The 25,614-nt window shown below is 43.6% G+C and carries 22 protein-coding genes and 1 pseudogene; 16 read left to right on the forward strand and 7 right to left on the reverse strand.

What is annotated here, in order from left to right:
• The first annotated feature begins 53 nt into the window (after window positions 1-53).
• Entirely contained in the window at window positions 54-974 is a 921-nt protein-coding gene (locus ACRN9H_RS08550) for a LysR family transcriptional regulator (protein ID WP_432313302.1), read from the forward strand.
• On the opposite strand, the gene ACRN9H_RS08555 is transcribed toward ACRN9H_RS08550, so the two are convergent.
• From ACRN9H_RS08555 to ACRN9H_RS08565, 3 genes are all read right to left on the reverse strand, one after another.
• Entirely contained in the window at window positions 971-1,867 is an 897-nt protein-coding gene (locus tag ACRN9H_RS08555) for a YjjW family glycine radical enzyme activase (protein ID WP_432313303.1), read from the reverse strand. The genes ACRN9H_RS08550 and ACRN9H_RS08555 overlap by 4 nt on opposite strands.
• A complete protein-coding gene (locus tag ACRN9H_RS08560; RefSeq protein WP_432313304.1) occupies window positions 1,839-3,389 on the reverse strand; it encodes a YjjI family glycine radical enzyme in 1,551 nt (516 codons plus the stop codon). The genes ACRN9H_RS08555 and ACRN9H_RS08560 overlap by 29 nt, the downstream gene beginning before the upstream one ends.
• 377 nt (window positions 3,390-3,766) lie before the next feature.
• Window positions 3,767-4,957, reverse strand: a complete 1,191-nt coding sequence (locus ACRN9H_RS08565; RefSeq protein ID WP_432313305.1) for an amino acid aminotransferase — start codon at window positions 4,955-4,957, stop codon at window positions 3,767-3,769.
• Window positions 4,958-5,392: 435 nt separating this feature from the next.
• Here ACRN9H_RS08565 and aroA point away from each other — a divergent pair, with 435 nt between their 5' ends.
• From aroA to ACRN9H_RS08615, 10 genes and pseudogenes are all read left to right on the forward strand, one after another.
• Window positions 5,393-6,673 (forward strand): 3-phosphoshikimate 1-carboxyvinyltransferase, encoded by a 1,281-nt coding sequence (aroA, locus tag ACRN9H_RS08570; protein WP_432313306.1) that lies wholly within the window; start codon window positions 5,393-5,395, stop codon window positions 6,671-6,673.
• Between the two features lie 186 nt (window positions 6,674-6,859).
• Complete coding sequence (cmk, locus tag ACRN9H_RS08575; protein WP_432313307.1) at window positions 6,860-7,552, forward strand: (d)CMP kinase; 693 nt, start codon at window positions 6,860-6,862, stop codon at window positions 7,550-7,552.
• 99 nt (window positions 7,553-7,651) lie between these two features.
• A pseudogene (rpsA, locus tag ACRN9H_RS08580) lies at window positions 7,652-9,322 on the forward strand (30S ribosomal protein S1); the annotation flags it as partial.
• 73 nt (window positions 9,323-9,395) lie between these two features.
• Window positions 9,396-9,683 carry an integration host factor subunit beta gene (gene ihfB / locus ACRN9H_RS08585; RefSeq protein WP_006081718.1) on the forward strand — a complete coding sequence of 96 codons (288 nt, stop codon included), beginning with the start codon at window positions 9,396-9,398 and terminating at the stop codon, window positions 9,681-9,683.
• A gap of 112 nt (window positions 9,684-9,795) precedes the next feature.
• Window positions 9,796-10,071: a LapA family protein gene (locus tag ACRN9H_RS08590; RefSeq protein WP_432313308.1), complete on the forward strand. Its 276-nt coding sequence runs from the start codon at window positions 9,796-9,798 to the stop codon at window positions 10,069-10,071.
• A 1-nt stretch (window position 10,072) separates the two neighbouring features.
• Window positions 10,073-11,233 (forward strand): lipopolysaccharide assembly protein LapB, encoded by a 1,161-nt coding sequence (lapB, locus tag ACRN9H_RS08595; RefSeq protein WP_432313309.1) that lies wholly within the window; start codon window positions 10,073-10,075, stop codon window positions 11,231-11,233.
• Between the two features lie 42 nt (window positions 11,234-11,275).
• Window positions 11,276-11,971: an orotidine-5'-phosphate decarboxylase gene (gene pyrF, locus ACRN9H_RS08600; protein ID WP_011846776.1), complete on the forward strand. Its 696-nt coding sequence runs from the start codon at window positions 11,276-11,278 to the stop codon at window positions 11,969-11,971.
• Between the two features lie 53 nt (window positions 11,972-12,024).
• Complete coding sequence (locus ACRN9H_RS08605; protein ID WP_432313310.1) at window positions 12,025-12,846, forward strand: SDR family oxidoreductase; 822 nt, start codon at window positions 12,025-12,027, stop codon at window positions 12,844-12,846.
• Between the two features lie 75 nt (window positions 12,847-12,921).
• Window positions 12,922-13,464 (forward strand): DUF2058 domain-containing protein, encoded by a 543-nt coding sequence (locus tag ACRN9H_RS08610; RefSeq protein WP_432313311.1) that lies wholly within the window; start codon window positions 12,922-12,924, stop codon window positions 13,462-13,464.
• Window positions 13,465-13,735: 271 nt separating this feature from the next.
• Complete coding sequence (locus ACRN9H_RS08615) at window positions 13,736-15,493, forward strand: acyl-CoA dehydrogenase family protein (RefSeq protein WP_432313312.1); 1,758 nt, start codon at window positions 13,736-13,738, stop codon at window positions 15,491-15,493.
• An 89-nt stretch (window positions 15,494-15,582) separates the two neighbouring features.
• Here ACRN9H_RS08615 and dacB read toward each other — a convergent pair whose 3' ends face one another.
• Window positions 15,583-17,067, reverse strand: a complete 1,485-nt coding sequence (dacB, locus tag ACRN9H_RS08620; RefSeq protein WP_432313313.1) for a D-alanyl-D-alanine carboxypeptidase/D-alanyl-D-alanine endopeptidase — start codon at window positions 17,065-17,067, stop codon at window positions 15,583-15,585.
• Between the two features lie 70 nt (window positions 17,068-17,137).
• Window positions 17,138-17,308, reverse strand: a complete 171-nt coding sequence (locus tag ACRN9H_RS08625; RefSeq protein ID WP_107882899.1) for a hypothetical protein — start codon at window positions 17,306-17,308, stop codon at window positions 17,138-17,140.
• A 421-nt stretch (window positions 17,309-17,729) separates the two neighbouring features.
• Here ACRN9H_RS08625 and ACRN9H_RS08630 point away from each other — a divergent pair, with 421 nt between their 5' ends.
• The 3 genes from ACRN9H_RS08630 (at window position 17,730) to ACRN9H_RS08640 (ending at window position 20,324) form a co-directional block, all read left to right on the forward strand.
• The gene (locus tag ACRN9H_RS08630) at window positions 17,730-18,062 is read left to right on the forward strand and encodes a DUF1904 domain-containing protein (protein ID WP_220774746.1); all 333 of its coding nucleotides are present in this window, start codon (window positions 17,730-17,732) and stop codon (window positions 18,060-18,062) included.
• 11 nt (window positions 18,063-18,073) lie between these two features.
• Window positions 18,074-19,387, forward strand: coding sequence for a CDP-diacylglycerol--serine O-phosphatidyltransferase (pssA, locus tag ACRN9H_RS08635; protein ID WP_432313314.1), 1,314 nt, complete (start codon window positions 18,074-18,076; stop codon window positions 19,385-19,387).
• A 172-nt stretch (window positions 19,388-19,559) separates the two neighbouring features.
• A complete protein-coding gene (locus tag ACRN9H_RS08640) occupies window positions 19,560-20,324 on the forward strand; it encodes a tRNA-uridine aminocarboxypropyltransferase (RefSeq protein ID WP_432313315.1) in 765 nt (254 codons plus the stop codon).
• 158 nt (window positions 20,325-20,482) lie between these two features.
• On the opposite strand, the gene ACRN9H_RS08645 is transcribed toward ACRN9H_RS08640, so the two are convergent.
• Together ACRN9H_RS08645 and ACRN9H_RS08650 are read right to left on the reverse strand one after the other, a co-directional pair.
• Window positions 20,483-22,540, reverse strand: coding sequence for a PhoX family protein (locus ACRN9H_RS08645; RefSeq protein ID WP_432313316.1), 2,058 nt, complete (start codon window positions 22,538-22,540; stop codon window positions 20,483-20,485).
• Between the two features lie 396 nt (window positions 22,541-22,936).
• Complete coding sequence (locus ACRN9H_RS08650; RefSeq protein WP_432313317.1) at window positions 22,937-24,043, reverse strand: tyrosine-type recombinase/integrase; 1,107 nt, start codon at window positions 24,041-24,043, stop codon at window positions 22,937-22,939.
• A 592-nt stretch (window positions 24,044-24,635) separates the two neighbouring features.
• Between ACRN9H_RS08650 and ACRN9H_RS08655 the strand changes: the two genes are divergently transcribed.
• Together ACRN9H_RS08655 and ACRN9H_RS08660 are read left to right on the forward strand one after the other, a co-directional pair.
• Window positions 24,636-25,121 (forward strand): hypothetical protein, encoded by a 486-nt coding sequence (locus tag ACRN9H_RS08655; RefSeq protein ID WP_432313318.1) that lies wholly within the window; start codon window positions 24,636-24,638, stop codon window positions 25,119-25,121.
• Window positions 25,122-25,257: 136 nt separating this feature from the next.
• A complete protein-coding gene (locus ACRN9H_RS08660; RefSeq protein ID WP_432313319.1) occupies window positions 25,258-25,596 on the forward strand; it encodes a hypothetical protein in 339 nt (112 codons plus the stop codon).
• The last annotated feature ends 18 nt before the right edge of the window (window positions 25,597-25,614 follow it).

Below are 25,614 nucleotides of genomic sequence, written 5' to 3' on the forward strand. Positions count from 1 at the left end.
GACATTTATAGCTATCGCGATAAACTGTCTGACCAGCTCAAGGGACATAAGTAATGGATTTAGCGAAACTTTCACGTATCAGCATGAAACACTTGATTACCTTACATGTCATGCTCGATACCCTTAGCGTAACCGCCAGCGCCGAACGTTTATGTTTAAGTCCCTCATCCGTCAGTAAAACCTTAAGCCAGCTCAGGGACAGTTTGAACGATGAACTGTTCTATCGTAACGGCAACTCACTGGTAGCAACCCCATTGGCAAGACGATTAGGGCCAAGCGTGCAGCAGATGATCAATGATATGAATCAGATCATGAGTCAGGATGCGTTTAACCCTGCACATTTTGAGGGGCGTTTCTCGCTTGCGATGCGCGAAAGCACCTTTGAGCTGCTGGCCGCCAAACTGAGCGCCCATATTCTGAGCTTGGCTCCTAATATCCGCCTCGATATTTACAGCAAAGACAATATTGGTTTTGATGGATTGCTTAAAGGTACATTAGATTTTGTGCTGTTACCCCATGATCTGAGCCAACCTAATCCTCGTCAAGACGATCTGGTGTGGGAAACCTTGTTCAGCGATGAAATGGTCTGCCTGATGAATTCATCCCATCCCTTGGCTAAACAGCCGCATATCAGCTTCGATGATTACCTGAGTTTTAGCCATATTGGCATTACAGACACAGATCTGAGCACGCCTTTTTTTGATATTTTGCTCGCCCAGCAATCTAAAAAACGTGCCGTTCCCATTTCGGTCCCAGACTTTGGCAGTGCGGCGTTAATGTGCCATCACAGTGAGTTGCTCTTTACCTGCTCGCGCCGCTGGGCATCCATCGCTAGCCAAGCTCAAGGCTTAACGATTAAATCTTTACCCATAGAATATGGCAAAGTGGCTTACAGCCTAGTTTGGCATAGTCAAAGCATGAAAGATCCCGCACTGCGCTGGCTTTATGAGCAAATTTTGCTTTGCAGTCGTTAAAGGTATATGGAAGGTAACACGAGATTGGTTACGCCTCGCTTTGCAAGCGTTGCGGCTAAGTGTTCAATATCGGCTTGTTTACAGCTTGGCCAATTGAGTGCTTCATCGACAACACCATGATGGTGAAAGGCATTTAACTTAACTCGCGTATCTGGGCCTAGCAGAAGTAAATAGGTCGCTAGCGCTTCTATTTCTTCTTCGTAATCCGTGATGCTCGGAATGTGCAGCAATCTCACCTCGTACAGTTTTTGCTGTTTAGCCAATAACTGGATTGATTTGAACACGGCATGGTTACCACGACCGGTAATGTACCTATGGGTATCCTGTTGCCACGCTTTAAGATCCACCATAGCGCCATCTAAAAACGGCAGCAGTTTATGCCATCCCGTTAAGCTCAAACTGCCATTGGTGTCGAGCATACAAGTCAGGTGTGATAACGGCTTTGAGGCTTTAATCGCTTGAAACAAGGCAATAATAAACGGCAGTTGCAGGCTCGCTTCGCCGCCGCTAACCGTAATGCCATTAATAAAGTGACGCTGACTATGGAGAATCGTCAGTATCTCTTCAACAGTGTATCGGGTGACTTTAGGGCTGGCTTGTTTTGGGCACACAGCAAGACAAGTATCGCACTGGCTACAACGATCTTTATTCCAATGAATCAGATGCTTATTGTTAGCATTTATCAATGTCAGCGCATTTTCAGGGCAGGTGGCGACACAATCGCCACAAGCATCACATAAGCCTATGGTATGTGGGTTATGGCAGTTTTTGCATTGATAGTTGCAACCCTGCAGGAATAATACGAGCCTGCTGCCAGGCCCGTCGACGCATGAAAAGGGCAATAGCTGACTGACAATAGCGTGTCTATTTAAAGACACAAGGGGAGTGTTCATGGGCGATAACTCGTGCTTGTCGTTGCAATATTCCCGTATTAACCGCCGCTTCTGCGGCTAAGCCTGTGGTATTGAGGCGCGAGCCGCACTGTTTAAACGCTTCAATATCTGAGCGTTTTACCATATAGCCGGTCACGCGCATTAAATCGTTAGATGCGACATTGGCGGTAAATTCTCTAAAACCTAACTCCAGCGCGGCTTTACATAGCTGGAACATGGCTTGAGGATTGGATTTTACAGTTTCATCTATGGTCAAAATATCGCTAATCCCCGCCGTATAATACTGATGATGCTGCGCTAAGGCTTGAATGTGAGCGATAGGATTCGGTTCAGTACCATAGGGAATGCGAACGCCTGGGGTCACGTTTTTATCGACACTGATGCCGCCCTGTGAATGCAGCAGTGCTCGCCCATGGTAACCATGCGCGACGGGTGTGGATTTCACTATGGCATCGAGCGTGGCAGAAATACGGTAGCCAAGTTGATTTGCATCCGTTTCATGGCCATATCTAGCGTGTTTAGCTGGCTTTACTTCTTCACTGGCCGTTAATGCTTGCAGAATATTCACGGCTTCTGCCATGCCGTAAATACCAAACATGGGTGCAAAGCGCAATTCATCAATCAATTGCTCTTTAACTAAAAAGCTGTCAAAGAAGTGTGATTCTTGATGCAAAAATGCCGAGCGCGCTTCAATGAGCTCGAAGGTGAGTGAGCAGTAATTTGGCAATACAGTATCAAAAAAATCGTTTATAGAATTGGCCTTTAACGCAACTTCTTTAAGATTAAGTCGAACTAAGGTATTGGCGCCGCCCGCTAACGGCAAAGCGTTGTAGCAACTGACAATACCAAAACCGCGCACATCAAACGCACTGGCATGCAGTGGGTAATTCGCAATATGCGGCTTACTGCACTGACAAATATTGGTGGTCGCAAGCAACAACAATTCATCCGGCGTGACGGCGGGGTCGTACATAAAGGTCAAATTAGGGGCAACTTGTTTTAACTCGGCATCAATGCGCAGTAGGGTGCGGCAAACGATGTTATCTGTAGGACCAATATTCACGTGCATAAAGGCATCGGGCAGGGTTCTGTCGAGCATGATCCAAAACAGTTTTAATTTACGATAAAGGACTTCCGCATCTATTCCTTCAACGAAAGGCATCAAAATGTCATCCAACTGGCCTAAATACACGGGGATATTGGTCACAGATGGCACGTGATGATAAAGGATGGTCAAGGCATTGAGGGCTTCATCTAAATCCTGCGCCGATGAAAGCTCTAAATATTCAGAGCCTTGCTTAAGATAGCGGGCATAGTCTGGCAACACATAGCGTGGTTTAAACGGCGCATGGCCTTCAAACATGTCGCAAATAATACCGTCATTCATCGCGGCTTTTACTTCTGGCGATATTGACATATAGGGCAAACTCGCCTCTGCCTCCAACGCTAAATAGTTGGATTTTTGCTTGGGTGAAAGCTGAGGGCTAGTAACGATTTGCACTAATCTATCTGGTAATAACATGGCGGAATATCCACAAGTTCTATGATAATCACTAATCTACTCAGTGGCGTTGGCTTTAAAAAGTGAAAATAGCCGCAGTCCTGATTAATGAAATGGAAATCCGCCGGCCGAGGTCACAATTTGTGGCTTATTGCGATAAAGCCGCGATGTCAACATCGCTAGAATGTGATTTTACGATTGAAAATAAATGCTTGAACAGTGAGACTGTGGCGTTACTTGTCATATTGGGGGATATGTAACAGAGGATAATAAACTGTCAAAACTGATCGGGTGGGATGATTGAAAAATTTAACACTTGAGGCGGTAAATGAACTCTGCTGTATTCCTTTATTGAGTGAATACAGCAGAGTGAGCGGTGCAGATAAACTCAGCGGCGCTTAAAGCACTTTAGCGATCGATTGGGCTAAGTAATCGATGTTATCTTCACTGATCCCAGCAATACTGATGCGGCTTGAACCTACCATATAAATGCTGAATTCTTTTTGCAGGCGCGCCACTTGCTCTGGATTCACCCCGAGGAAGGAGAACATGCCTTTTTGACGGGCGATAAAGCTAAAGTCACGGTCTACGCCATTGGCTTTAAGTTTATCGACTAAAATGGCGCGGTTGCCGTTAATGCGATCGCGCATTACTTTCAGCTCATCTAGCCATTCTTGGGTTAATTCTGCCGATCCTAAAATCGTCTCAACAATCGCGGCGCCATGGGCAGGCGGCATAGAGTAGAGGCAGCGAACCACATAAAGCAGGACTGATTGCGCTACATTGGCGGTATTAGCATCTTTGGCAATCACAGAACACGAACCGATACGCTCACGGTACAAACCGAAGTTTTTCGAGCATGAGCTGCAAAGGATCATATTATCGACCGCTGCCGCCATTTTGCGCACGCCGTAGGCATCAATATCAACGCCATCACCAAAGCCTTGGTATGCCATGTCAATCAGTGGGGTAAAGCCTTGCTCTTTTGTCAGGGCAACCACTTTATCCCATTGTTCTGTGGTTAAATCCATTCCGCTCGGGTTATGGCAACAGGCGTGGAATAACACCACATCGTCAGGACTTACTTGCGATAGTGCAGCAAGCATCTCATCAAATTTCAATGATTTGCTATCGTAGTCATAATACGGATAGGTTTTAACGGTAATGCCAGCCGCTTCGAACAAACCGATGTGGTTTGCCCAAGTTGGATCGCTTACCCATAACACCGCATTCGGGTTGCAGCGTTTGATAAAATCTCCTGCCACGCGTAGTGCGCCAGTACCACCGGGTGTAGAAACGGTACGGATACGATTAGCGAGAATAGCACTGTGATTTGCACCAAAGGCTAATTCTGTCATTAAGGTGTTGAATTGTGGCGAGCCCGTTGGACCGATATACACTTTGGTGGTTTCGGTATCGAGACGGAATTTCTCGGCTTTTTTCACGCAGTTAAGGATCGGGGTCACGCCTGTAGGGTCTTTATAAACGCCCACACCTAAATCAACTTTTTGCGGGTGGGTGTCTTCGCGGTACTGAGTCAACAAGCCAAGGATGGGATCTGCTGGCATTGCGATGAGTGAGTTAAACATAGCTCCATCTACCTTTCTGGTTATAGTGCAAACGTGATTGTTTGTATCAGATATGCGTTATTTATCGTTTGGGGCTTAGAATAGCGCGGAAAGGTAACGTATTTAAAGTGAAAACTGTGATTACACGCCAGTTATCTTGGCAAAAAAGCCTGCCAAAAATACGATTAAATCCTAAATTAACCGCTTAAATTTTGCGTTTTTGTTATTTTTACACTGAACTCAGTAAATAATCTGACCAAAATGCCATTTTTCTCGAAAAAACGGTTGAATCCTTAGCGACAATCGGTAATTTTATAACGACGAAGCACCAACAAGGCCCCAATCTCCTTTTATTTGTAATCTTAACTTGACGCTGTGTAGCGTGAAGTTGCCATTTTGCGTATTCAGTCCGCGTGATCGTGATGATGACGCCCTATAGAGAAAGAAGATTTATTCATGAAGCAATTACGTCTTGAACCTGTTGTGCAAGTCCGCGGTGAGATCAATATTCCGGGCTCAAAAAGTATTTCAAATCGTGCCTTATTATTGGCCACCTTAGCCCAAGGCACGACCACGCTTACCAATCTGCTCGACTCAGATGATATTCGCCACATGCTGGCCTCCCTCAAGCAGTTAGGGGTGAACTATCGTTTATCGCAAAACAATACTGTGTGTGAACTTGATGGCTTAGGCGGTGTGATTTCCTCAGAATCTGCGCAGGAATTGTTTTTAGGCAATGCGGGCACAGCAATGCGCCCATTGTGCGCCGCCTTAACCTTAGGCCAAGGCGAATTTACCCTCATGGGCGAACCGCGCATGGAAGAGCGCCCGATTGGCGACTTAGTCGATGCCTTAAGGCAACTCGGTGCCAATGTCGTTTATCTTAAAAATGACGGTTTTCCCCCGCTGACGATTAATGCAACGGGTCTTAATGGCGGCGATGTTGACATTGCAGGCGATTTATCAAGCCAATTTTTAACCGCCCTATTGATGGTGGCGCCGCTTGCAAAGGGCAGCGTGAATATCCATGTCAAAGGCGAGTTAGTTTCTAAGCCGTATATTGATATTACACTGTCCCTGATGGCGCAATTTGGCGTAACTGTCATCAACCATGACTATGCCCGATTTGAGATCCTTGCCGGTCAGCAGTACGTGTCGCCGGGTAAAGTGCTGGTCGAAGGCGATGCGTCATCGGCATCGTATTTCCTCGCCGCAGGGGCGATTAAGGGCGGTGAAGTCAAAGTCACCGGTGTGGGCCGTTTAAGTATTCAAGGCGATGTGAAATTTGCCGATGTGCTTGAAAAAATGGGCGCAGATATCGAGTGGGGCGATGACTATATTATTGCCCGTGGCTCTCAGTTAACGGCCGTTGATTTAGATATGAACCACATTCCCGATGCGGCCATGACCATTGCTACCGCAGCGTTATTTGCTAAAGGCACGACGGTTATTCGCAATATCTATAACTGGCGTATTAAAGAGACCGACCGCTTAGCGGCCATGGCGACGGAATTACGTAAAGTCGGCGCCGAGGTTGAAGAGGGTAACGATTACATTAAAATCACCCCGCCTGCGGTGATTAACACCGCAGAAATTGATACCTACAATGATCACCGTATGGCCATGTGTTTTTCGATGCTGGCATTTGCCGATTGCGGTATTACCATCAATGATCCTGATTGCACTTCTAAAACATTCCCAGACTACTTTAAGCAGTTTGCGAGTCTGCAAGGCTAAGCCAATCTGCTTCGTCATTGTTACAACTATTGATGTCAAGAATAGTCAGCCGTATTTGCGCGGCTGCTAATCTTCATAAAAAATCCACGGATTTTGTTTGTCTTTTGTTGTACAATGCTGCGCGCTCATTTTCGGGGGCTCACTTGATGAACTCACGGATGATGGTTATTTTTTGCGGAGGAATGTATGTCTGAACGGGCTCCTGTAGTCACAATCGACGGCCCAAGTGGTGCTGGCAAAGGTACAATTAGTCAATTATTGGCTCAGCATCTAGGTTGGCAACTACTTGATAGTGGTGCTATTTACCGAGTTCTTGCGCTCGCAGCAATTCATCATAACGTTGAACTGGAAAATGAAGAATCGATCACGCTGTTAGCGGCACATCTCGATGTGAAGTTTTTAACAGGCAATGATACCGATCCGGTTCAAGTGATATTGGAAGGTGAAGACGTCACCACCGACATTCGCACTCAAGAGTGCTCAAATGCCGCTTCAAAAGTCGCCGCGTTTCCACGGGTGAGAGAAGCATTACTGCGTCGTCAACGTGCTTTTAAAACGGCGCCAGGATTAATTGCCGATGGTCGCGACATGGGAACGGTTGTTTTCCCCAATGCACTGGCAAAATTATATTTAACCGCCTCAGCTGAAGAGCGTGCCCAAAGACGCTATAATCAGTTGCAGGACAAGGGCTTCGATGTTAATATCGACCGCCTTTTAAGTGAAATTATCGAACGTGATGAACGCGATATGAATCGTCCGGTGGCTCCTTTAGTCCCCGCCGAGGATGCGCTCATTATCGATACTAGCGGTAAGGGTATTGATGAAGTACTGGCGCTTGCGCTTAACTTTATCAACCAAAAATTATCCGACGCTAACTAAGTTAGCCCACCGGGTAGGTATTCGTATTAAGGATGATACGGATAATTTGACTGACTCCACGTCTAGGACGGACAGTGGTTTAATAAAGAAAGTAACCTAAACATGACTGAATCTTTTGCTGATCTATTTGAACAATCCCTTCAAACTCTGGAATTCCGTCCAGGCTCTATCGTTCGTGGTACTGTTGTATCAATCAAAAACGGTATGGTACTGGTTGACGCGGGTCTGAAGTCTGAAAGCCCAATCCCAGCTGAACAATTCAAAAACGCTCAAGGTGTTTTAGAAATTCAAGTTGGCGATGAAGTTGACGTAGCTCTTGACTCTGTTGAAGACGGCTTCGGTGAGACTCAACTGTCTCGCGAAAAAGCGAAACGTCATGAAGCTTGGATCGTTCTGGAAAAAGCTTATGAAGATGCTGAAACTGTAATCGGTATCATCAATGGTAAAGTTAAAGGCGGTTTCACTGTTGAATTAAACGGTATCCGTGCTTTCTTACCAGGTTCTCTAGTAGATGTGCGCCCAGTTCGCGACACCGCTCACTTAGAGTACAAAGAATTAGAATTCAAAGTTATCAAACTAGACCAGAAGCGTAACAACGTTGTTGTTTCTCGTCGTGCAGTTATCGAATCAGAAAGCAGCGCTGAGCGTGATGCACTGTTAGAAAACTTGCAAGAAGGTCAAGCTGTTAAAGGTATCGTTAAGAACCTGACTGACTACGGTGCATTCGTAGATTTAGGTGGTGTTGACGGTCTGCTACATATCACAGATATGGCGTGGAAGCGTGTTAAGCATCCATCAGAAATCGTCAATGTTGGCGATGAAATCAACGTTAAAGTACTGAAGTATGATCGTGAGCGCACTCGTGTATCTCTAGGTCTGAAACAACTTGGCGAAGATCCATGGTTAGAAATCAGCAAGCGCTACCCAGAAAACACACGTTTAACGGGCCGCGTTACTAACCTAACTGACTACGGTTGCTTCGTCGAGATCGAAGAAGGCGTTGAAGGTCTGGTTCACGTTTCTGAAATGGATTGGACTAACAAGAACATTCACCCATCTAAAGTGGTTAACTTAGGTGATGAAGTTGAAGTTCTGGTTCTGGACATCGATGAAGAGCGTCGTCGTATTTCTCTAGGTCTGAAGCAATGTAAGACTAATCCATGGGATGACTTCGCAACTCGTTACAATAAAGGCGACAAGGTTTCTGGTAAGATCAAGTCAATCACTGACTTCGGTATCTTTATCGGTCTTGACGGCGGTATCGACGGTTTAGTTCACCTGTCTGACATTTCTTGGAACGGTACTGGCGAAGACGCAGTTTCTGAATACAAGAAAGGCGATGAAATCCATGCAGTGGTTCTGTCTGTAGATCCAGAGCGTGAGCGCATCAGCTTAGGTGTTAAGCAAACTGAAGATGATCCATTCAACGCATATTTAGCTGACAAGAAGAAAGGCACTATCGTAAACGGTACTGTTTCTGCTGTTGATGCTAAAGGTGTAACTGTTGAATTGGCCGACACTGTTGAAGGTTACATCCGTGTAGCTGACATTTCACGTGAGCGTATCGAAGATGCATCTACTGTCTACAATGTAGGCGATGCAATCGAAGCTAAGTTCATGGGTGTTGATCGTAAGAACCGCTCTATCAGCCTGTCAATCAAAGCGAAAGACGAAGCTGAAGAGAAAGAAGTAATGGCGACGTTGAACAAGCAAGATGACGTTGTTATTAGCAATGCAATGGCTGAAGCGTTTAAAGCAGCTCGTAAATAATCGCCTGTTGTTTGGGGAGACTTATCTCCCCATTAGGCGACTGTGTTTGGCTTGATAATAGGGGATAGCTAAGATGACGAAATCTGAACTTATCGAAAAACTCGCCACCAGGCAGTCGCAGCTGTCGGCGAAAGAGGTTGAAGGCGCAATCAAAGAAATGTTGGAGCAAATGGCAACAACATTAGAAAGCGGTGATCGTATTGAGATCCGTGGCTTTGGCAGTTTCTCTCTTCACTATCGTGCACCGCGGACTGGCCGTAATCCAAAGACGGGTTCATCTGTCGATTTGGAAGGTAAATATGTCCCGCACTTTAAGCCAGGCAAAGAACTGCGCGAGCGTGTTGACGCCGTTAATGTGTGATTGACCGCATAGTAAAAAGCCTCCGTTAGGAGGCTTTTTTGTATCTATTGCTGGTCAGCTCAGTAAATTTCTTGGATAATCATTAAATTGAAACGCGAATAGGGAGTGCAGCGTGAAATCATTTGTGGCAACTGTGCTGGTAGCACTATTATTTATTTTGGCGTTGATTTTTGGTGCACGTAACGAACAAGTGGTGACAATTAGCTATTTTGTCGCACAGGGTGAGTACCGCCTGCCAGTCGTGCTTGCTGTGGTCTTTTTTGCCGGTTTTATGCTGAGTTGGTTAGTGGCGAGCTATTATATTGTTCGCTTGAAATTGAGCTTAGCGGCAACGAAGAAAAAGCTAAATCAAGTGCTTGCCAAGGTCCCTCAGGATATAGACGCTTAATATGCTTGAGATCCTCTTTCTGTTGCTTCCTATTGCTGCCGCTTACGGTTGGTATATGGGGCGACGGAGCATAAGGCAGAATCAATCTAATCAACGTAAACAATTGAGCCGTGATTATTTTACGGGGCTCAACTTTCTGCTGTCGAATGAATCCGACAAGGCAGTTGATTTGTTTATTAGTATGCTCGATGTTGACGATGAAACCATCGACACTCATTTATCGCTTGGCTCGTTATTTCGTAAACGCGGCGAGGTCGATCGCTCTATTCGCATTCACCAAAATTTAATCGCGCGGCCTACATTAACTAATGAGCAGCGTGACATCGCTATGATGGAGCTGGGTAAAGATTATCTGGCTGCAGGTTTTTACGACAGGGCCGAAGAAATTTTTATTAATCTCGTCAGTCAAGACGACCACAGTGAAGAGTCCGAAACCCAACTTATTGCTATCTATCAAGTGATTAAAGAGTGGCAAAAGGCGATTGATATCACTAAGCGTTTGAGTCGTAAGCGCCAGCAAGCTTTAAAGCCATTAACAGCACATTTTTATTGCCAGTTAGCTGATGAAGCGAGCGACGATGCACAAAAAATTAAATTACTGCAACAGGCACTCAAACAAGATCCCCAGTGCGGCCGTGCTTTATTGACCTTAGCTAAAAAGTTTCTCGATATTCAAGATTATGATCAGTGTAAGCAAATGCTACAGCAGTTGAAGAATGCTGATATTGAGCTGTTTGCCGATGCGATTCCAACGGCAAAACAAGTGTACCGTGATACTAACGATAGAGAAGGTTTCCAAGAATTACTGGCAGGCGCTATGGCCGATGGCGCCGGTGCTTCTGTGGTGGTCGCCTTAGCACAGCACATGATTGGTTTAGATGAGATAAAAGCAGCAGAAACCATGGTGCTCGATGCGTTATATCGTCATCCGACCATGAAAGGCTTTCAGCACTTGATGCAAATGCATTTACGTCAAGCCGAGGAAGGGCAAGCCAAACAAAGTTTAGCTCTACTAGAGCAGCTCGTTGAGCAACAAATTAAATTCCGTCCAAGTTACCGTTGTAAAGAGTGTGGTTTCCCATCCCATGCGCTTTACTGGCATTGTCCTTCTTGTAAAAACTGGGGCAGTATCAAGCGGATCCGAGGCTTAGACGGCGAGTAATAAGATAATATCTATAGTTAGTGTAACTCTGTTGGAGAGATGATGACGACTAAACCTATCCTCGTAGCGCTTGATTACGATAACAAAAACCACGCTTTACAACTGATAGAAAAACTCGATCCCAACATGTGCCGCCTTAAAGTCGGCAAAGAAATGTTTACCCTGTTTGGCCCGCAATTGGTGAAAGATATCCATGACCGTGGTTTTGATTTGTTCCTTGATTTGAAATTTCACGATATTCCCAATACTGTCGCCAAAGCCGTGGCCGCGGCCGCAGAACTGGGGGTGTGGATGACGAATGTACACGCCAGTGGCGGTTTAGCCATGATGGAAGCGGCCAAAAAGGCCTTGCTGCCATACGGCGACAAAGCGCCTATGCTGATCGCTGTGACGGTATTAACCTCCATGAGTGATGATGATCTTAAATTACTCGGCATCAATGTACCTGCATTTGAACATGTTCAGCGTTTAGCTAAACTGACGCAGCAAGCAGGACTCGATGGCGTAGTGTGTTCAGCCCAAGAGGCGACAGCGTTAAAATCGCTGTTAGGTCAGGATTTCAAGCTCGTTACGCCGGGGATCCGCCCAGTTGGTAGCGATGCTGGCGATCAACACCGCGTGATGACGCCGCCTCAAGCGATTGCTGCGGGTTCAGATTACCTGGTGATTGGCCGCCCCATCACCAAAGCAGCCGATCCATTAGCGGCATTGCAAGCGATTCACCAATCATTGGCATAGAGAATAATTAATCACACCCTGAGTGCTTATCTCACTGTTCACGGAGAACGCCCATGTTTAATGCTACGATGTTTAACTATCAAGGTAAGAATGTTGTCGTTGTCGGAGGAACCAGTGGGATAAATCTCGCGATTGCCATTGCGTTCGCACAGGCTGGCGCCAATGTCGCAGTCGCGAGTCGCAGCCAAGATAAAGTTGATGCCGCGGTATTGCAGCTGAAACAGGCCAATCTTGATGGCATTCATTTAGGTGTGAGTTTTGATGTACGTGATTTAACTGCACTCGAAGTGGGCTTTGATAAAATTGCCTCAGAGTTTGGCTTTATCGATGTACTCGTCAGTGGCGCAGCGGGCAATTTTCCGGCTAGTGCGGCTAAACTCTCCGCTAATGGATTTAAGTCAGTAATGGATATTGATTTACTGGGAAGCTTTCAAGTCCTCAAACAAGCTTACCCTTTGTTACGTCGTCCCAATGGCAGTATTATTCAGATTTCAGCGCCGCAAGCTTCAATTGCGATGCCAATGCAAGTGCATGTTTGTGCGGCTAAAGCGGGCGTTGATATGTTAACGCGTACACTTGCATTAGAATGGGGTTGTGAAGGGTTAAGGATAAACTCTATTGTTCCAGGGCCAATTGCTGATACGGAAGGTTTTAATCGTCTGGCCCCTAGTGCGGTATTACAGCAAAAAGTGGCCCAATCGGTCCCGTTAAAACGCAATGGCACAGGTCAAGATATTGCTAATGCGGCGCTATTCTTGGGCTCTGAATTGGCATCTTATATTACGGGTGTAGTCCTGCCAGTAGACGGCGGTTGGTCACTGGGCGGCGCCAGTATCGCAATGACAGAACTTGGCGAATTAGCCGCAAAAATGTAATGTTATTTTAAGCGTCGACAGAAATCCCACATCGACCATCTTGTGTTTATAAATAGATTAAATAGGTAATGATCCATGGCTAATGCATTACAAGAGCAATTACTCAAAGCTGGGCTTGCCAGTAAACAAAAGGCGCGTGACCTTAAAACCCAACAACGCCGTGACAAAAAATCGCGCATAGACGATGGCTCAGGAGTTTTTAAGCAAGAAGTCGCAGATCAAAAACGTCTGCAGGCACAGAAAGATAAAGCGCTCAATGAGCAACGTTTTGCCGAAGCATCGGAGCGTGGACAAGTGCGCGGGTTAATCACTGAGTTCACCCAGTTTGCGATTAAAATCCCTACCTATGCTGAAGTTAAATTTAATTATACTCTTGATAATAAAATCTATTCTTTATATATAGATGAAAAATTACAGTCGGAATTGCTCAAAGGGCAGTTAGGTATAGTACGTTACGAAGACAAGAGTTACTTAGTTCCGCATAAGTTAGCCGAGCGAGTGAAGCTGTTAGTGCCGCAGTGGTGCGGTTATTTATGGCAACAGGATAGTGCTAAAGCCGTAGTGGTTGAAGATGATCCCTATGCTAATTATGCGATTCCAGATGATTTAATGTGGTAATAATTGTAAGCGTGAGCTAACGCTGCGACAATTCAATTGTAAAACTTATAAAATAGAGACCCTTAAGATGCTTAAGGGTTTTTTTATGGGTTTAATTTGTACTTAGCTCACGCACTTTTATATCTAACCCAGCTTAAAAGATACCGCAGTTCGAAAATTGAGGTGGGTTAGGGATATATTATTCGTAGTTGTATTTGTAATGAGATTGTTTTCTACATTGAACTGGTATAAATTAAAACAACTGTTTTAATTCTACGTTAAGAGTCTACTAATGAACCCTTACCAAGCCCCGTTGACGGATATGCGTTTCCTGTTAGAACAGGTATTTGATGCTCCTACCACTTGGGCACAATTGCCTGATATTGCTGAAATAGTCGATATTGATACCGCAAATGCCATTCTTGAAGAAGCGGCAAAAATTAGCAGTGACTTAATCCATCCCCTGAACAGAACCGGAGATGAGCAGGGCGTGTTACATCAAGATAATCAAGTGATTACTCCTGATGGCTATAAAGCCGTTTATGAACAGTATTCGCAGGGCGGTTGGATTGGGTTGTGTGGCGATGCTGAGTTTGGTGGCATGGGCATGCCAAAGATGCTGGGGATCTTAGTTGACGAAATGGCTTACAGTGCCTGTAATGCGTTTACGCTTTATGGCTCGTTAACTGCGGGGGCGGCTTTATGTATCAATGCACACGGCAGCGAAGAATTGAAACAAGCTTATTTGCCTAAGTTATATTCCGGCGAATGGGCTGGTGCTATGGATATGACAGAGCCGCAAGCGGGTTCTGATCTGCGTAATATTCGCACTCGAGCTTTACCGCAGGATGATGGTAGTTATGCCATCACGGGCAGCAAGATTTTTATCACGGGTGGCGATCACGATTTAACTGAAAACGTTATCCACTTAGTGCTTGCCAAGCTACCGGATAGCAAAGGGATTTCACTTTTTCTTGTGCCTAAAATATCGATTAATGCCGATGGCAGTTTAGCCAAGCCAAACGGTGTATCTGTGGGTTCTATTGAGCACAAAATGGGCCTTAAAGGTTCTGCGACCTGTGTGATGAATTATGACAACGCCCAAGGTTACTTGATTGGTGAGCCTAATCGCGGCCTAGTGTGTATGTTCACTATGATGAACTATGAACGTTTAGCGATTGGTATTCAAGGGCTAGGTAGTGCTCAGGCGGCGTATCAAATGGCAGCCGATTACGCTAAAGAGCGTAATCAAGGCGTTGCCGCTGGCGGATCGCCGACCGGTAGCGAGTCCGATCCGATTATCGTTCATGGCGATGTGCGCCGTATGTTGTTGACCATACGCGCCATGACAGAGGCTGGTCGCGCTTTGTCGGTATTTACAGGACAACAGCTCGATTTAGCAAAATATGCTCAAGATGACATTAAAGCTAAAGCGACGCGTTATGTGGGATTATTAACCCCTGTTGCTAAGGCATTTTTAACCGATCGCGGTTTAGATGCCACCATCATGGCTCAACAGGTCTTTGGTGGGCATGGTTATATTCGTGAAACTGGCATTGAGCAATTAGTGCGTGATACCCGTATTGCACAGATTTATGAAGGCACAAATGGTATTCAAGCGATTGATTTTCTTGGCCGTAAAGTTACTGGCGATAATCTAGCCGCATTGAACGAATTTGTGGCTGACTTAAAGGCGCAAATGCGAGCATTTACTCATGTTGATGCGGTGAAAGTGGCGGCAGTGAGCTCACGTCTTGATGCATTAGTCATCGTTGCTGAGTCAGTTAACCAGCAGAAAGTAGCTCAGCCTGCGCTAATTAATGCCTGCGCGGTCGACTTTTTAGATGCCTTTGGTTACACCTTGTATGGTTTCTACTGGTTGGCTATGATCGATAAAGTGACGGTGCACGAAGATAAAGTCTTTGCCGAACAAAAAAACTACTTAGCTAAATTCTATTTCGACAAGCTATTACCTAAAGCGGATTATCATATCGCGCAAGTTCGTGCGGGTGGCACAAGCACGATGGCAATGCCAGCGGAGTTGTTTTAAATAATATATTTCGTTTAAGTAAATAAAAAGCACTGAATATTCAGTGCTTTTTATTGAAATTATTGCCGCTGTTTAAGCTGAAATATAAGCTAGTGTATTGCGATGTTAACCGCTTCAGTGGTCGGTGAGGGCTGTTGCAGTATTGAAATTAATTGTTGAAGAAATTCAGCACTAAAAGATATTTTATGCTGTTTTTTGACATCAGGACTCATGCCATTCTCAAGTATCACAAATAGCGTGTCGCTACGCTGCGGCAATCGAATAAACCCCGCTAAATTAGATACGCCTTGCATTGAACCCGTTTTGGCAAAAATTTGATGTTTAAGGGGGGGCTTATTGTAGCCTAAACGGTATTTTAAGGTACCGCTAACGCCTGCTTGCGGCAAACTGGCAATTAATGGACTAAAGCGACTATCTTGATGCATCAATGCAAGAACCGCTGCGAGTTGCTTAGCATTAAGTAGATTATAACGTGATAACCCCGAGCCATCGACAATCTTGGCATTGGTTAAATCAATACCTAAATCAGTTAAAATTCGGTTCATCGCCACCGCGCCATTGGTAAAGCTGCCTTGGGTATTAAAATAACTTTTACCCAATTGCTTAAACAGACTGTCGGCGATTAAGTTATCTGATTTAAGTAACATAATATTAAGTAATGCTGGTAGCGGTGCTGAACTATGGCTGGCAATGAGCTTCGCCTTTTTAGGTAAACTTGTCCCAGGTTGAACTTTACCTGCCAATGACATTTCCCCCTTGAGTTGAAAGGTCAGAGTATCTTGGGCAAACTTCAGTGGATCAGTCACTGCAATCGCTAATGGAATGGCTTCTGCACCTGGATAACAGCCACGTAGATGGTAGCTATTTTGGCCTAGTCGTATCAAATCGAGCTGGCAAAATTCGCGACTCGCTTTTTGATCAAACACGGCATCACTACTGATTTTTATACCGTAGCTTCCCGTTCGTAGACTCACCAGTGAGGGTTTATTGGCGCTGCTAGGGCTGAACTGACCATAAACACAATTCTGGTTAATAATGTAGCTCGATACTGGCGCAGCAAAGCAAATCCCTAAATCATCCCATACCCAGCCTGGAGCTTGTAATTGCTCCTGTTTATCGCCGAGCAAATACAGATGCCCATCAATACGGTTAATGCCTTGTTTAACTAAGCTGGCAAAAATGGCTTTGAGATCGGCCTGAGTGAGCGTTGGGTCGCCACTAAAACGCAGATAGACACTGCCAGCGATATGGCCTTTACGTATAGGAGCATCGCTCCATAATTCAGTGACATATCTAAAATCCGCACCAAGCTGAGCCATAGCGCTTACCGCCGTGAGCAGCTTTTGAGTACTGGCAGGAATAAACAGTGTTTCGGCCTGTTGGCTATAAATAACTTGATGATTAGCCATATCCATTGCAAGCAGTGCGACTTGAGAGTAGCGAGGGCTTAGCTCATTGACGGCTTGGCTCAGTGATTGTGCTGGTGCACTTTGAGTTTGTTCAGCATAGGCGAGATTATGGCTCACTGTTAACATGAGTCCTGCGCACAGCGTGTTTTTTAATAATATATCCATTTAACGAGTAACCCAATCAGTCCAAATCAACATTAAAAGGAACTGAGTAGTGATATAGCCATGAACTGGGCTAATCCTCATTATTATCCTTTTCCATTAAGCGGTATAAACGTAAGGTAACAAATAATACCAGTCCAATAAACAGTGGCAGGATGAATAATCCCAGTTGGGCTTTAAAGTGAAAAATACCCCAAGCAAATAACAATGTTAGCGCTAGGGTGAGTAAGATTTTCTTATTCATTTTCAGTCTCTTTTATGGAAGTGATTTAATCAGCAAAAGTCACTTTAGTTTACGTTAAATCACCTTGCTCAGGGTCAAAAGCAAGTATTTTAAAGGAGTATTTTGTGATTTAACTACCAGGTTATCAGTATTTCAGTGGCATATTACATCATTAATAGGGAGTCAATACGGTGATAAAAAAGCAAAAGAGTCCGCTCCGTAGACTGAATAAGTCTCTTTTTGAGCGGACAGGCCTAAAGATACTATTCGGGTATATTTTGCCTAAATGTGTCCAATTTGCTGACATAAAATCGTCCAAGGTCAAATTACCAGCAAAACCGCGAGGTTTAAGGGGACTTTTGGGAGAAAAGTCTTGCCGAGACGGGGTGAAGTCGGTAATTTCTAATCCTTACGATTTTAGGTTCTTAGGTAACAACTAAACATGCCACATATTAGTATGCGCGGCCTACCACAAACGGTCGTTGCAGCGTTCAGCCAAACATTACTGCAGTCATTGGCGGATATATGTAAAGGTAATGTAGAGAGTTTCACATTAGATTGGATCCCAAGCATCAGTTTTCGAAATGGAAAAATTGATCAACGCTTCGTCCAAGTTGAATTACTCTGGTTTCCTAAGGATCCTGATATCCATCTAAAAGTCGAACAAACGATCAGGCTGGCAGTTATAGATGCCTATCCAGAATTAACTCATATTGCGGTGATGTTTTTATCACTCAACCCCAGTACTTCCTATCGGGGTGGTCAGCATGTTTAAAGGAGGATGCCTTGCTAGATAAGCTTGGTGGAATAGCCGTTCAACCCGAGGCTTTAACGTGGTTGCTCACGCCATGCCGCTTCAAGGCAGAATTGCTTGCTCGCATTGCAAGCGCCAAGCAGAGTATTTATATTGCGGCGCTGTATTTAGAAGATGACGAAGCTGGCCGTGAGATATTACAAGCGCTGATGGCTGCCAAAGCCGCCAATCCTGCACTCGATATTAAAGTGTTGGTCGATTTTCATCGTGCTAGGCGTGGTCTGATTGGTCATAAAGGCGATAGCGGTAACTATTTGATGTACCGTAGGGTAATGGCTGAAGCTGAACATCCTATTGATATTTTAGGCGTGCCGGTTAAGTCGCGCGAATTTATGGGCGTACTGCATCTTAAGGGTTTTATTATCGATGATGCGGTGATCTATAGCGGTGCGAGTCTTAACAATATTTATTTACAGCAACATGATAAGTATCGATTCGATCGCTATCATTTGATTGAATCGGCGGAATTAGCCCGCAGTATGCGCGCTATGATCCAGACGAATATTATTGCTGATCCTGCGGTGTGTTCGCTCACGCAAGAAGCGGCAGAAGAAGTGCTCCCCCCTAAAGCGGATATGCGTAGCTTTAAGTTGAGATTATCTGACGTTGAGTACCAATTTAAAGAAACCCATGAAGGTAATCGAATTACCCCGTTACTGGGTTTAGGGCGGAAGAAAAATCTGCTCAATAAAGTGGTGGTGGCTTTAGTCGAGGAATCTAAGAAGTCGCTGTTTATCTGCACTCCTTACTTTAACCCACCTTACATTTTAGTTCGTGCTTTATCTAAGCACTTACGTAATGGCAAACGTATCGATATCGTAGTCGGTGACAAAACCGCGAATGATTTTTATATCCCGCCTGAACAAGACTTCTCTACGATAGGTGCGCTGCCTTATATGTATGAGCAATCCCTGCGTAAGTTTGCTAAACGCCAACAATGGGCGATTGATAATGGCCAGTTGAATATCCATCTGTGGAAGCATGGCATCAACAGTTATCACCTCAAGGGTATCAGTGCTGACGGTAATAAGCATTTGATCACGGGTTCTAATTTGAACCCAAGAGCTTGGGCGCTGGATTTAGAGAATGGTTTATTGATCCAAGATGAAACCGGCTGCTGGAAAACTCAGTTTGAAGCAGAGCAAACCCATATTTTGGAACACACACAGCGGTTATATCACTACAGCCAAGTAGATACGTTACAGAGCTATCCTGCGCCAGTGAAAAAGATCATGACCCGAATTCGTCGCCTTAAAGCCGACTTTTTACTGCGTCGTATTTTATAGTTTTTTAAGCGGAACACAGTTATTGATGAACCCAAAAGCCACAGAAATGTGGCTTTTTATTTTCGATGAATTGCACCTTTTACCAGCAAGAGCTAAACTGCGGCGCTGCGATTGAAATAGCTTAACCTCTAAATCGTTACCCCTATTTGGTTTTAACAGAGAATTGGTTTTTATGGCTTTAGCCCCCCATGCCGTACATCGTTTATATCAGTACCGTAAATCAATCTCGACTAAGCCTTTTGGTGCCCGTGGTAAAAGCCTAATCCGTTGTCCATTATGCCTATTGGGCGAGCAGTTTTGTACTTGTGCGCTACGTCGCCAGTTACAGACTCAAGCCAGTTTCTTGCTGATTATGTATAACGACGAAGTATTAAAACCGACCAATAGCGGCCGCTTAATTGCCGATTTAATCCCTGATACCCATGCTTTTCTTTGGTCAAGACTCGCCCCAGAGCCAGAGTTATTGGCACTATTAGCATCACCACAATATCAACCATTTTTGGTATTTCCAGCCCAGTATGCAGAACCAGGACAAACGGTTTTGAGCCAAGTCTCGCCGTCGATGCTATCACAAGGTAAGCGGCCACTACTTATCATGCTCGATGGCAGTTGGCGAGAAGCGATTAAGATGTTTCGTAAGAGTCCTTACTTACACGCGTTGCCGCTGTTGTCCTTCGATCCTGACACGCTGGCAACTTATGCATTGCGTAAAGGCAGCCATGATTTTCAACTTGGCACCGCTGAGGTCGCTTCATTAGCATTAGGCGCAATGGGAGAGGCGGCCAATGCTAAGGCCTTAAGTACATGGTTTGATTTATTTGTTGAGTCATCTTTATTGGGGCGTAATCGCCGTTGTCGTGAAGATTTACTGCCCATTACAAACTTCACTGATGCGTTTGAGCAAGCCTTTGAACAGGCAAATAGCAGCCATAATTAACCATTATGTGATGTTAATGCGCTCGTTACTGTGCTGATAAATCGCCATAAAAATAAAAAGCTGCTCATAGTGAGCAGCTTTTTATATATAATTTTTAGCTTTAATTAAGTTTCTAAAATTAAGTACTTATGATTGAAATTGATTAACAAGATTATTGTTTATACGGCGACTTCTTTACCATCTAACTTACGGATCACCACAGTGGCAGCGCGTGGGCGTAATTTTGTCCCAGTGGGTGTTGGCTCTGCGGCATTAGATGAGTAAGGCCAGTTACCTGGGTGTTGAATATTGGCAAATATGGAGGTGTAATCAGGGCTAATCGCAAAACCTGTGACTTCACAATCATTGGGGCCAACGAAAAAACGTTTTAATTCCATTTGGTTATCTGCTGTTACACCAAGCTGCTTTTCTTGGCTATCCGTAAGTGTTGATGGCACGATAGCGAGCATTTGATCGTTAGTATCTTCAGCGACTTCCTTTGCTCCATTATCAGTTTGAACCCACAAAATACCACGTTGATCGAAAGCTAAACCATCTGGACTGGCAAATTGATTAAGATCTGTTAAACCCGACAAGTTAGTGTCGGCATTCGCATCACTAGAAGCGCCGAATATAAAGATATCCCATGTAAATTCAGTGTCTTTCTCACCTTCATCCCAACGAATAATATGGCCAAAATTATTTTTTAATCTTGGGTTTGCAGGATTCGCCTCGGTACGTTTTGAGTTATTCGTCAAGGTTAAATAAATAGAACCGGTAAACGGGTCAACCGCGCACCACTCAGGGCGATCCATCGGTGTTGCACCGACTAAATCTGCAGCACCAGCAGTATTTAAAATCATGTCGGCTAAGCTTGCGAAAGTATTGCTTAAGGTTTTGCCGTCTGTAGTTTGGCTATCTAATGTTAACGGTAACCAAGTACCACCGCCATTTTCATTGAATTTGGCGACATATAAAATCCCTTCATCCATATACTTATCACCGGTTTGTAGGCGATTAGTGCTATTGGCATCTTGTTCATCCCAAACTGCCGCGGAGACAAATTTATATAAGTATTCAAATTGTGAATCGTGCCCAGAATAAAAGATAACCGGCTTGCCTACGATTAATTTACCAAAGGTACAACCTTCATGGCGGAACCGACCAAGTGCCGTTCGTTTGACCGCGCGCGATGTCGCATTATAAGGATCGATTTCAACGATATAACCATGACCGTTCGCTTCATTACGGTAGTCGTCTTGGGCACTTAAGCCCTTTGGCGTTACATCGAAACGGGCAAATTCATCCAAACGTTCTTCATCGTGGCCAGCAAGATCATCCCAGCCATAACGAGTACTGGTTTTGCTGATCCCAATACGGCTTTGATCGGCCGTTAAGCTGCTACGATTAGCAAAATAACCAGGCCAATTTTCTTCGCAGGTAAGATAAGTGCCCCAAGGCGTATAACCATTGCCACAGTTGTTTAAGGTGCCACGTGTTTGACTACCATCGGGAGAATAGCGGGTTTCGAGTAGGGAAGAGTAGGCCAGTGGACCACTGACATCCATCACAGTCGCGCCGGTGAAGCGGCGGTTATGGTTATCATTGTTGACCACTTCCCACTGATTATTCATCAGCTTAATTCGTACAACTGATACACCGTGAGCGTTAATTTCTTTGCGTACCTCATCGACAATGGTACGTAAGCCAGAAGCGGGATCGAATGTTTGCCCGTTAGGGTGTAATGCATCTTCATCAATATATTCGTGATTAATGCAAAGCAAACCATCATCACCCGCTTCATTTAAAGGGAAAAAATGCATACCATCATGGTGCATTCCAACTGAGTTGGCTTGATCATCGGCAGTGTTACTACCATCACTTTTCCATGGCGCCGCTTTGGCGTTTAATGGCGTCCCCCAAGGGGCTAAAACTTGCGCCATGTAGCCTTCTGGAACAACAACCGCATCTAAGCGAGAACCCGCAACTGAGGTGAAATTCAGTTTAGCGCTACTTTTAGTTGGCAGTAATGGCGTGACAGGAGTGATAGGTTTTGGACTTGATGCGCTATCGGAGCCACAAGCGGTTAAGCCAACACTCGCAAAAGCGGTCATAGCACTGAGGCCTAAACCACTTTTGACAAAATTCCGACGAGATAAGTGTTTATCCAACACTTGATTAAATGGGATATTATTACTCTTATTATACAGTGTGGGGTCAAAGGTAGCCTTGCTCATATTTACTCCGCTTAAGACAATAAAATAACTTTCGTGCTTAAGGTTAAAGTATCAATATGACAAAAATAATGAATTTACATTTCAAAAATGTTACGTGTTGAATGCCATTAAGTTCCGACTATACATGATGGAATGTAGTAAATGATGAGCGTCATTGAAGTTGACATTGCTAGGTAAGGAAGAATGAATATATGATATATACATCTATATTAACTTAATCGTTTATGATTTAACCCACTACTTTTTTATCATAAAAATATTATTCAAATATAAATATAATCTTAATGACGTATAAGTGATTATTTCTTTTTAAGCAGTAAATTATATGCTTGAAAAATAGAAGATAGAAAAAACTAATAACTTGATGGGTGATTTTTATCTTATAAGTATCAACATTTAGTCCCTCGGTTTTAAATAATGACGTAATGAACGAGGATCTGTGTGTCCGGTTCTTGCCATGATATACAAATGATCTCTATTATTTTCATGAAGTTGCGTAACACAACCACTACGTAAACTATGAGCACCATAAAACCTTGCGGGTAATCCTGCTTTAGTACAATACTTTTTGATAATACGATAAATATCATCACCGGTGAGGAAACCACTATTTTTATTTAAGGTTGAGTTTGCATCTAAATTACGCTCGACAATCTGATATGGGCGTAAATCTTTACCATCACGGGATATCGAACGAAATAAATGTCCATCTTTAATATTGGTTAACGCTAACCAATATTTAACAGCATCAAATGCGGCAAAGGGTTCATGATCTGGAAGATCTTTCCATTCTTTTTGACCTTGCTGATTACTCTTAGAATAAGGGAGGCGTACTTTCAATTTGTTTCGCAAAAAACTGACATACTGTACTTTTATATCTGCAAGTTCAGAACGACGAAATCCGCCCTGCAATCCTAATTGAATAATGGCTTTATCTCGCGCACGTGTTAAAGGATGCACTTGTTCATCGATTGCCTGAATTAACATTTCCACTTCATCATACATGATGGGTTGTTGATCATAATCACTGACATGACGAGATTGGTTTCTGCTTAAGCCGCGCATCACTCGGATCACCAAAGGGTGCTCGGTTGGAGAATGGAATCCGGCTTGAATATGATAATAACGAATCGCTGCCAATCTTGTCGTAAGAGTCTGCTTTGATAGTTGTACGCCCGTGTTTTCTTGAATTAATTCTTTTTGATGACCGATAAATGAAATCACACTACGGGGATCGGCTGGCAGGGACTGAAGTTTATGTTCTGCACAATAACGGCTAAACAAACTAAAGCTCGTGTTATAGACACGGCGAGTATTAGCTGAAATTTCATATTCCGTTTCTTCGGCGGCGCTTAAATAGTCATTACGTACAGATTGTGGAAGATATGATTCCTCAAAAAAATGCGGGTTTTCGGTGTGATTATTCTCTAATCCAGTTAGTTTTTCATTTGATATATTGTGGTTATTTTGACCAGATGAATTTACACGGATCATTTTAGACATACTGCTCGTATTACCTGATATCGAATAATAAGGCGTAATTATACGCAAATCATAGCAATATCTACCAGCGATAATCGTCATTATCACTGGTAGATATGCTATTTGATTAAAAAGTATTCTTTTATTGAGCGGGGTGTTTTAAATGCTTAAAAAGAACACACAGTTTAAGCGCTTTAATAATGTTCGATAATAAGTCAAAAATATAATAGAAGAGAGCAGTTGCATTAAAATTATACACAGTATGGGTTCGCGCTTTAGTTAAGTTAGCCGAACACTCTTCATTTTAAAAGAATGGTTTAACCATTCTATCTGATGTCTATATGACTAACATTGAACGAGAGAGTAAGTTTGAATAATTTTTAACCAATGAGTTACAGTAAGTTATCTGACTCTTATCTTGTTTATTCCGCATAAAAATACCTAAAGCAGCATTTTAGCGTTTCCAACCCTATAAAATGGTTTAACCATATATTAATGATTGACGATTTGTACTAGTATTGGGTGTCATTTAATTACATATATTAATGATTGACGATTTGTACTAGTATTGGGTGTCATTTAATTAATAACATCTTAGATATAAAAAGTATTTATGGCAGCACAAGCTTGGAAGTATCATGAGAGTAAGCCAACAGCAGGCAGAAAATTATTGTTGCTTGAGGAGAGTGAGTTAATCTTTGCTTTACCTTTAATTTATCGACTTATAAACCCTGACGCTACAACCTCGAAAGCAACGTGGTTTTATAATCTAAACTCTTACCTTGAGTTGGTCACTCTGTTAAATGAAGTGGTCCGTTTACGCAAAAAAGGGCAGCTACTCGATAACGAACTCACCAAAGCAAATAATATGCTTAATCAATATTTCACTGATTTTGGTTGGCGTATGGTTCGCAAAGAATTATCTCAAATAAAAAAACGCCAAAAAAAATCTCATATTGAGGTTAGTAGGGATATTATTCAAAGGTTGAAGCACTATATGGAAACTCAAAAATTAGACAGCTTTGATCAGGCGATAGATACCTTGTTATCAGAGCATAATGAAATATCAGCATTAGATATTTTCAAGCCGGCAACATAATTGACTAAGTAATAAAAAACTATTATTAGCGATACTAATTTGCGGTTTTTTATATTTATGCGTATCGGCATTGAAAATAATGGTTAAGCTTAACGCGATATGTTAAGTTTTTACGGTATCACATTGAGGGCTAAAGATGAGTGTAAGTATTGTTAGCGAGCGACAAATTGCAGTATTGTGCCGCATTGAACCTGGCTGTCTTGGCCCCAATGGCTTGGCACATATTGAAGCTTTTTGTGCTTTAGCCCAAAAGGCGATGCAAAACTTTGACGTCAATGTCGGCACTTGGGTACTGACCCCAAGGTATAATAAAAGCCTTGAAGAGATGCAGTACAGTGTTGCTAATAAATTACTTTCATATGAACAAGCAACCAGATATTTCCAATTAATTGGGCGCGATATTGAGAGTTTTGAAGAAAGATTTCAAGATAAACTGACCGCTTTAATTAATCTCTATTTAGCGAGGAAATCATAAATTATCAATAATTTATAA

Origin of the sequence: Shewanella sp. MF08487 (genome assembly GCF_050848685.1) — a bacterium.
Lineage (GTDB): Bacteria > Pseudomonadota > Gammaproteobacteria > Enterobacterales > Shewanellaceae > Shewanella > Shewanella glacialipiscicola.

Bases quoted from the DNA above. Each gene is read 5' to 3' on its own strand.
- ACRN9H_RS08625 (WP_107882899.1), bottom strand. From the start codon at position 17,308: ATGAATAAGAAAATCTTACTCACCCTAGCGCTAACATTGTTATTTGCT.
- ACRN9H_RS08655 (WP_432313318.1), top strand. From the start codon at position 24,636: ATGGCAGCACAAGCTTGGAAGTATCATGAGAGTAAGCCAACAGCAGGC.
- ACRN9H_RS08650 (WP_432313317.1), bottom strand. From the start codon at position 24,043: ATGTCTAAAATGATCCGTGTAAATTCATCTGGTCAAAATAACCACAAT.
- pyrF (WP_011846776.1), top strand. From the start codon at position 11,276: ATGACGACTAAACCTATCCTCGTAGCGCTTGATTACGATAACAAAAAC.
- ACRN9H_RS08605 (WP_432313310.1), top strand. From the start codon at position 12,025: ATGTTTAATGCTACGATGTTTAACTATCAAGGTAAGAATGTTGTCGTT.
- ACRN9H_RS08550 (WP_432313302.1), top strand. From the start codon at position 54: ATGGATTTAGCGAAACTTTCACGTATCAGCATGAAACACTTGATTACC.
- ACRN9H_RS08630 (WP_220774746.1), top strand. From the start codon at position 17,730: ATGCCACATATTAGTATGCGCGGCCTACCACAAACGGTCGTTGCAGCG.
- lapB (WP_432313309.1), top strand. From the start codon at position 10,073: ATGCTTGAGATCCTCTTTCTGTTGCTTCCTATTGCTGCCGCTTACGGT.
- ACRN9H_RS08555 (WP_432313303.1), bottom strand. From the start codon at position 1,867: ATGAACACTCCCCTTGTGTCTTTAAATAGACACGCTATTGTCAGTCAG.
- cmk (WP_432313307.1), top strand. From the start codon at position 6,860: ATGTCTGAACGGGCTCCTGTAGTCACAATCGACGGCCCAAGTGGTGCT.
- dacB (WP_432313313.1), bottom strand. From the start codon at position 17,067: ATGGATATATTATTAAAAAACACGCTGTGCGCAGGACTCATGTTAACA.
- ACRN9H_RS08565 (WP_432313305.1), bottom strand. From the start codon at position 4,957: ATGTTTAACTCACTCATCGCAATGCCAGCAGATCCCATCCTTGGCTTG.
- ACRN9H_RS08560 (WP_432313304.1), bottom strand. From the start codon at position 3,389: ATGTTATTACCAGATAGATTAGTGCAAATCGTTACTAGCCCTCAGCTT.
- aroA (WP_432313306.1), top strand. From the start codon at position 5,393: ATGAAGCAATTACGTCTTGAACCTGTTGTGCAAGTCCGCGGTGAGATC.
- ACRN9H_RS08615 (WP_432313312.1), top strand. From the start codon at position 13,736: ATGAACCCTTACCAAGCCCCGTTGACGGATATGCGTTTCCTGTTAGAA.
- ACRN9H_RS08640 (WP_432313315.1), top strand. From the start codon at position 19,560: ATGGCTTTAGCCCCCCATGCCGTACATCGTTTATATCAGTACCGTAAA.
- ACRN9H_RS08660 (WP_432313319.1), top strand. From the start codon at position 25,258: ATGAGTGTAAGTATTGTTAGCGAGCGACAAATTGCAGTATTGTGCCGC.
- ACRN9H_RS08610 (WP_432313311.1), top strand. From the start codon at position 12,922: ATGGCTAATGCATTACAAGAGCAATTACTCAAAGCTGGGCTTGCCAGT.
- ihfB (WP_006081718.1), top strand. From the start codon at position 9,396: ATGACGAAATCTGAACTTATCGAAAAACTCGCCACCAGGCAGTCGCAG.
- ACRN9H_RS08645 (WP_432313316.1), bottom strand. From the start codon at position 22,540: ATGAGCAAGGCTACCTTTGACCCCACACTGTATAATAAGAGTAATAAT.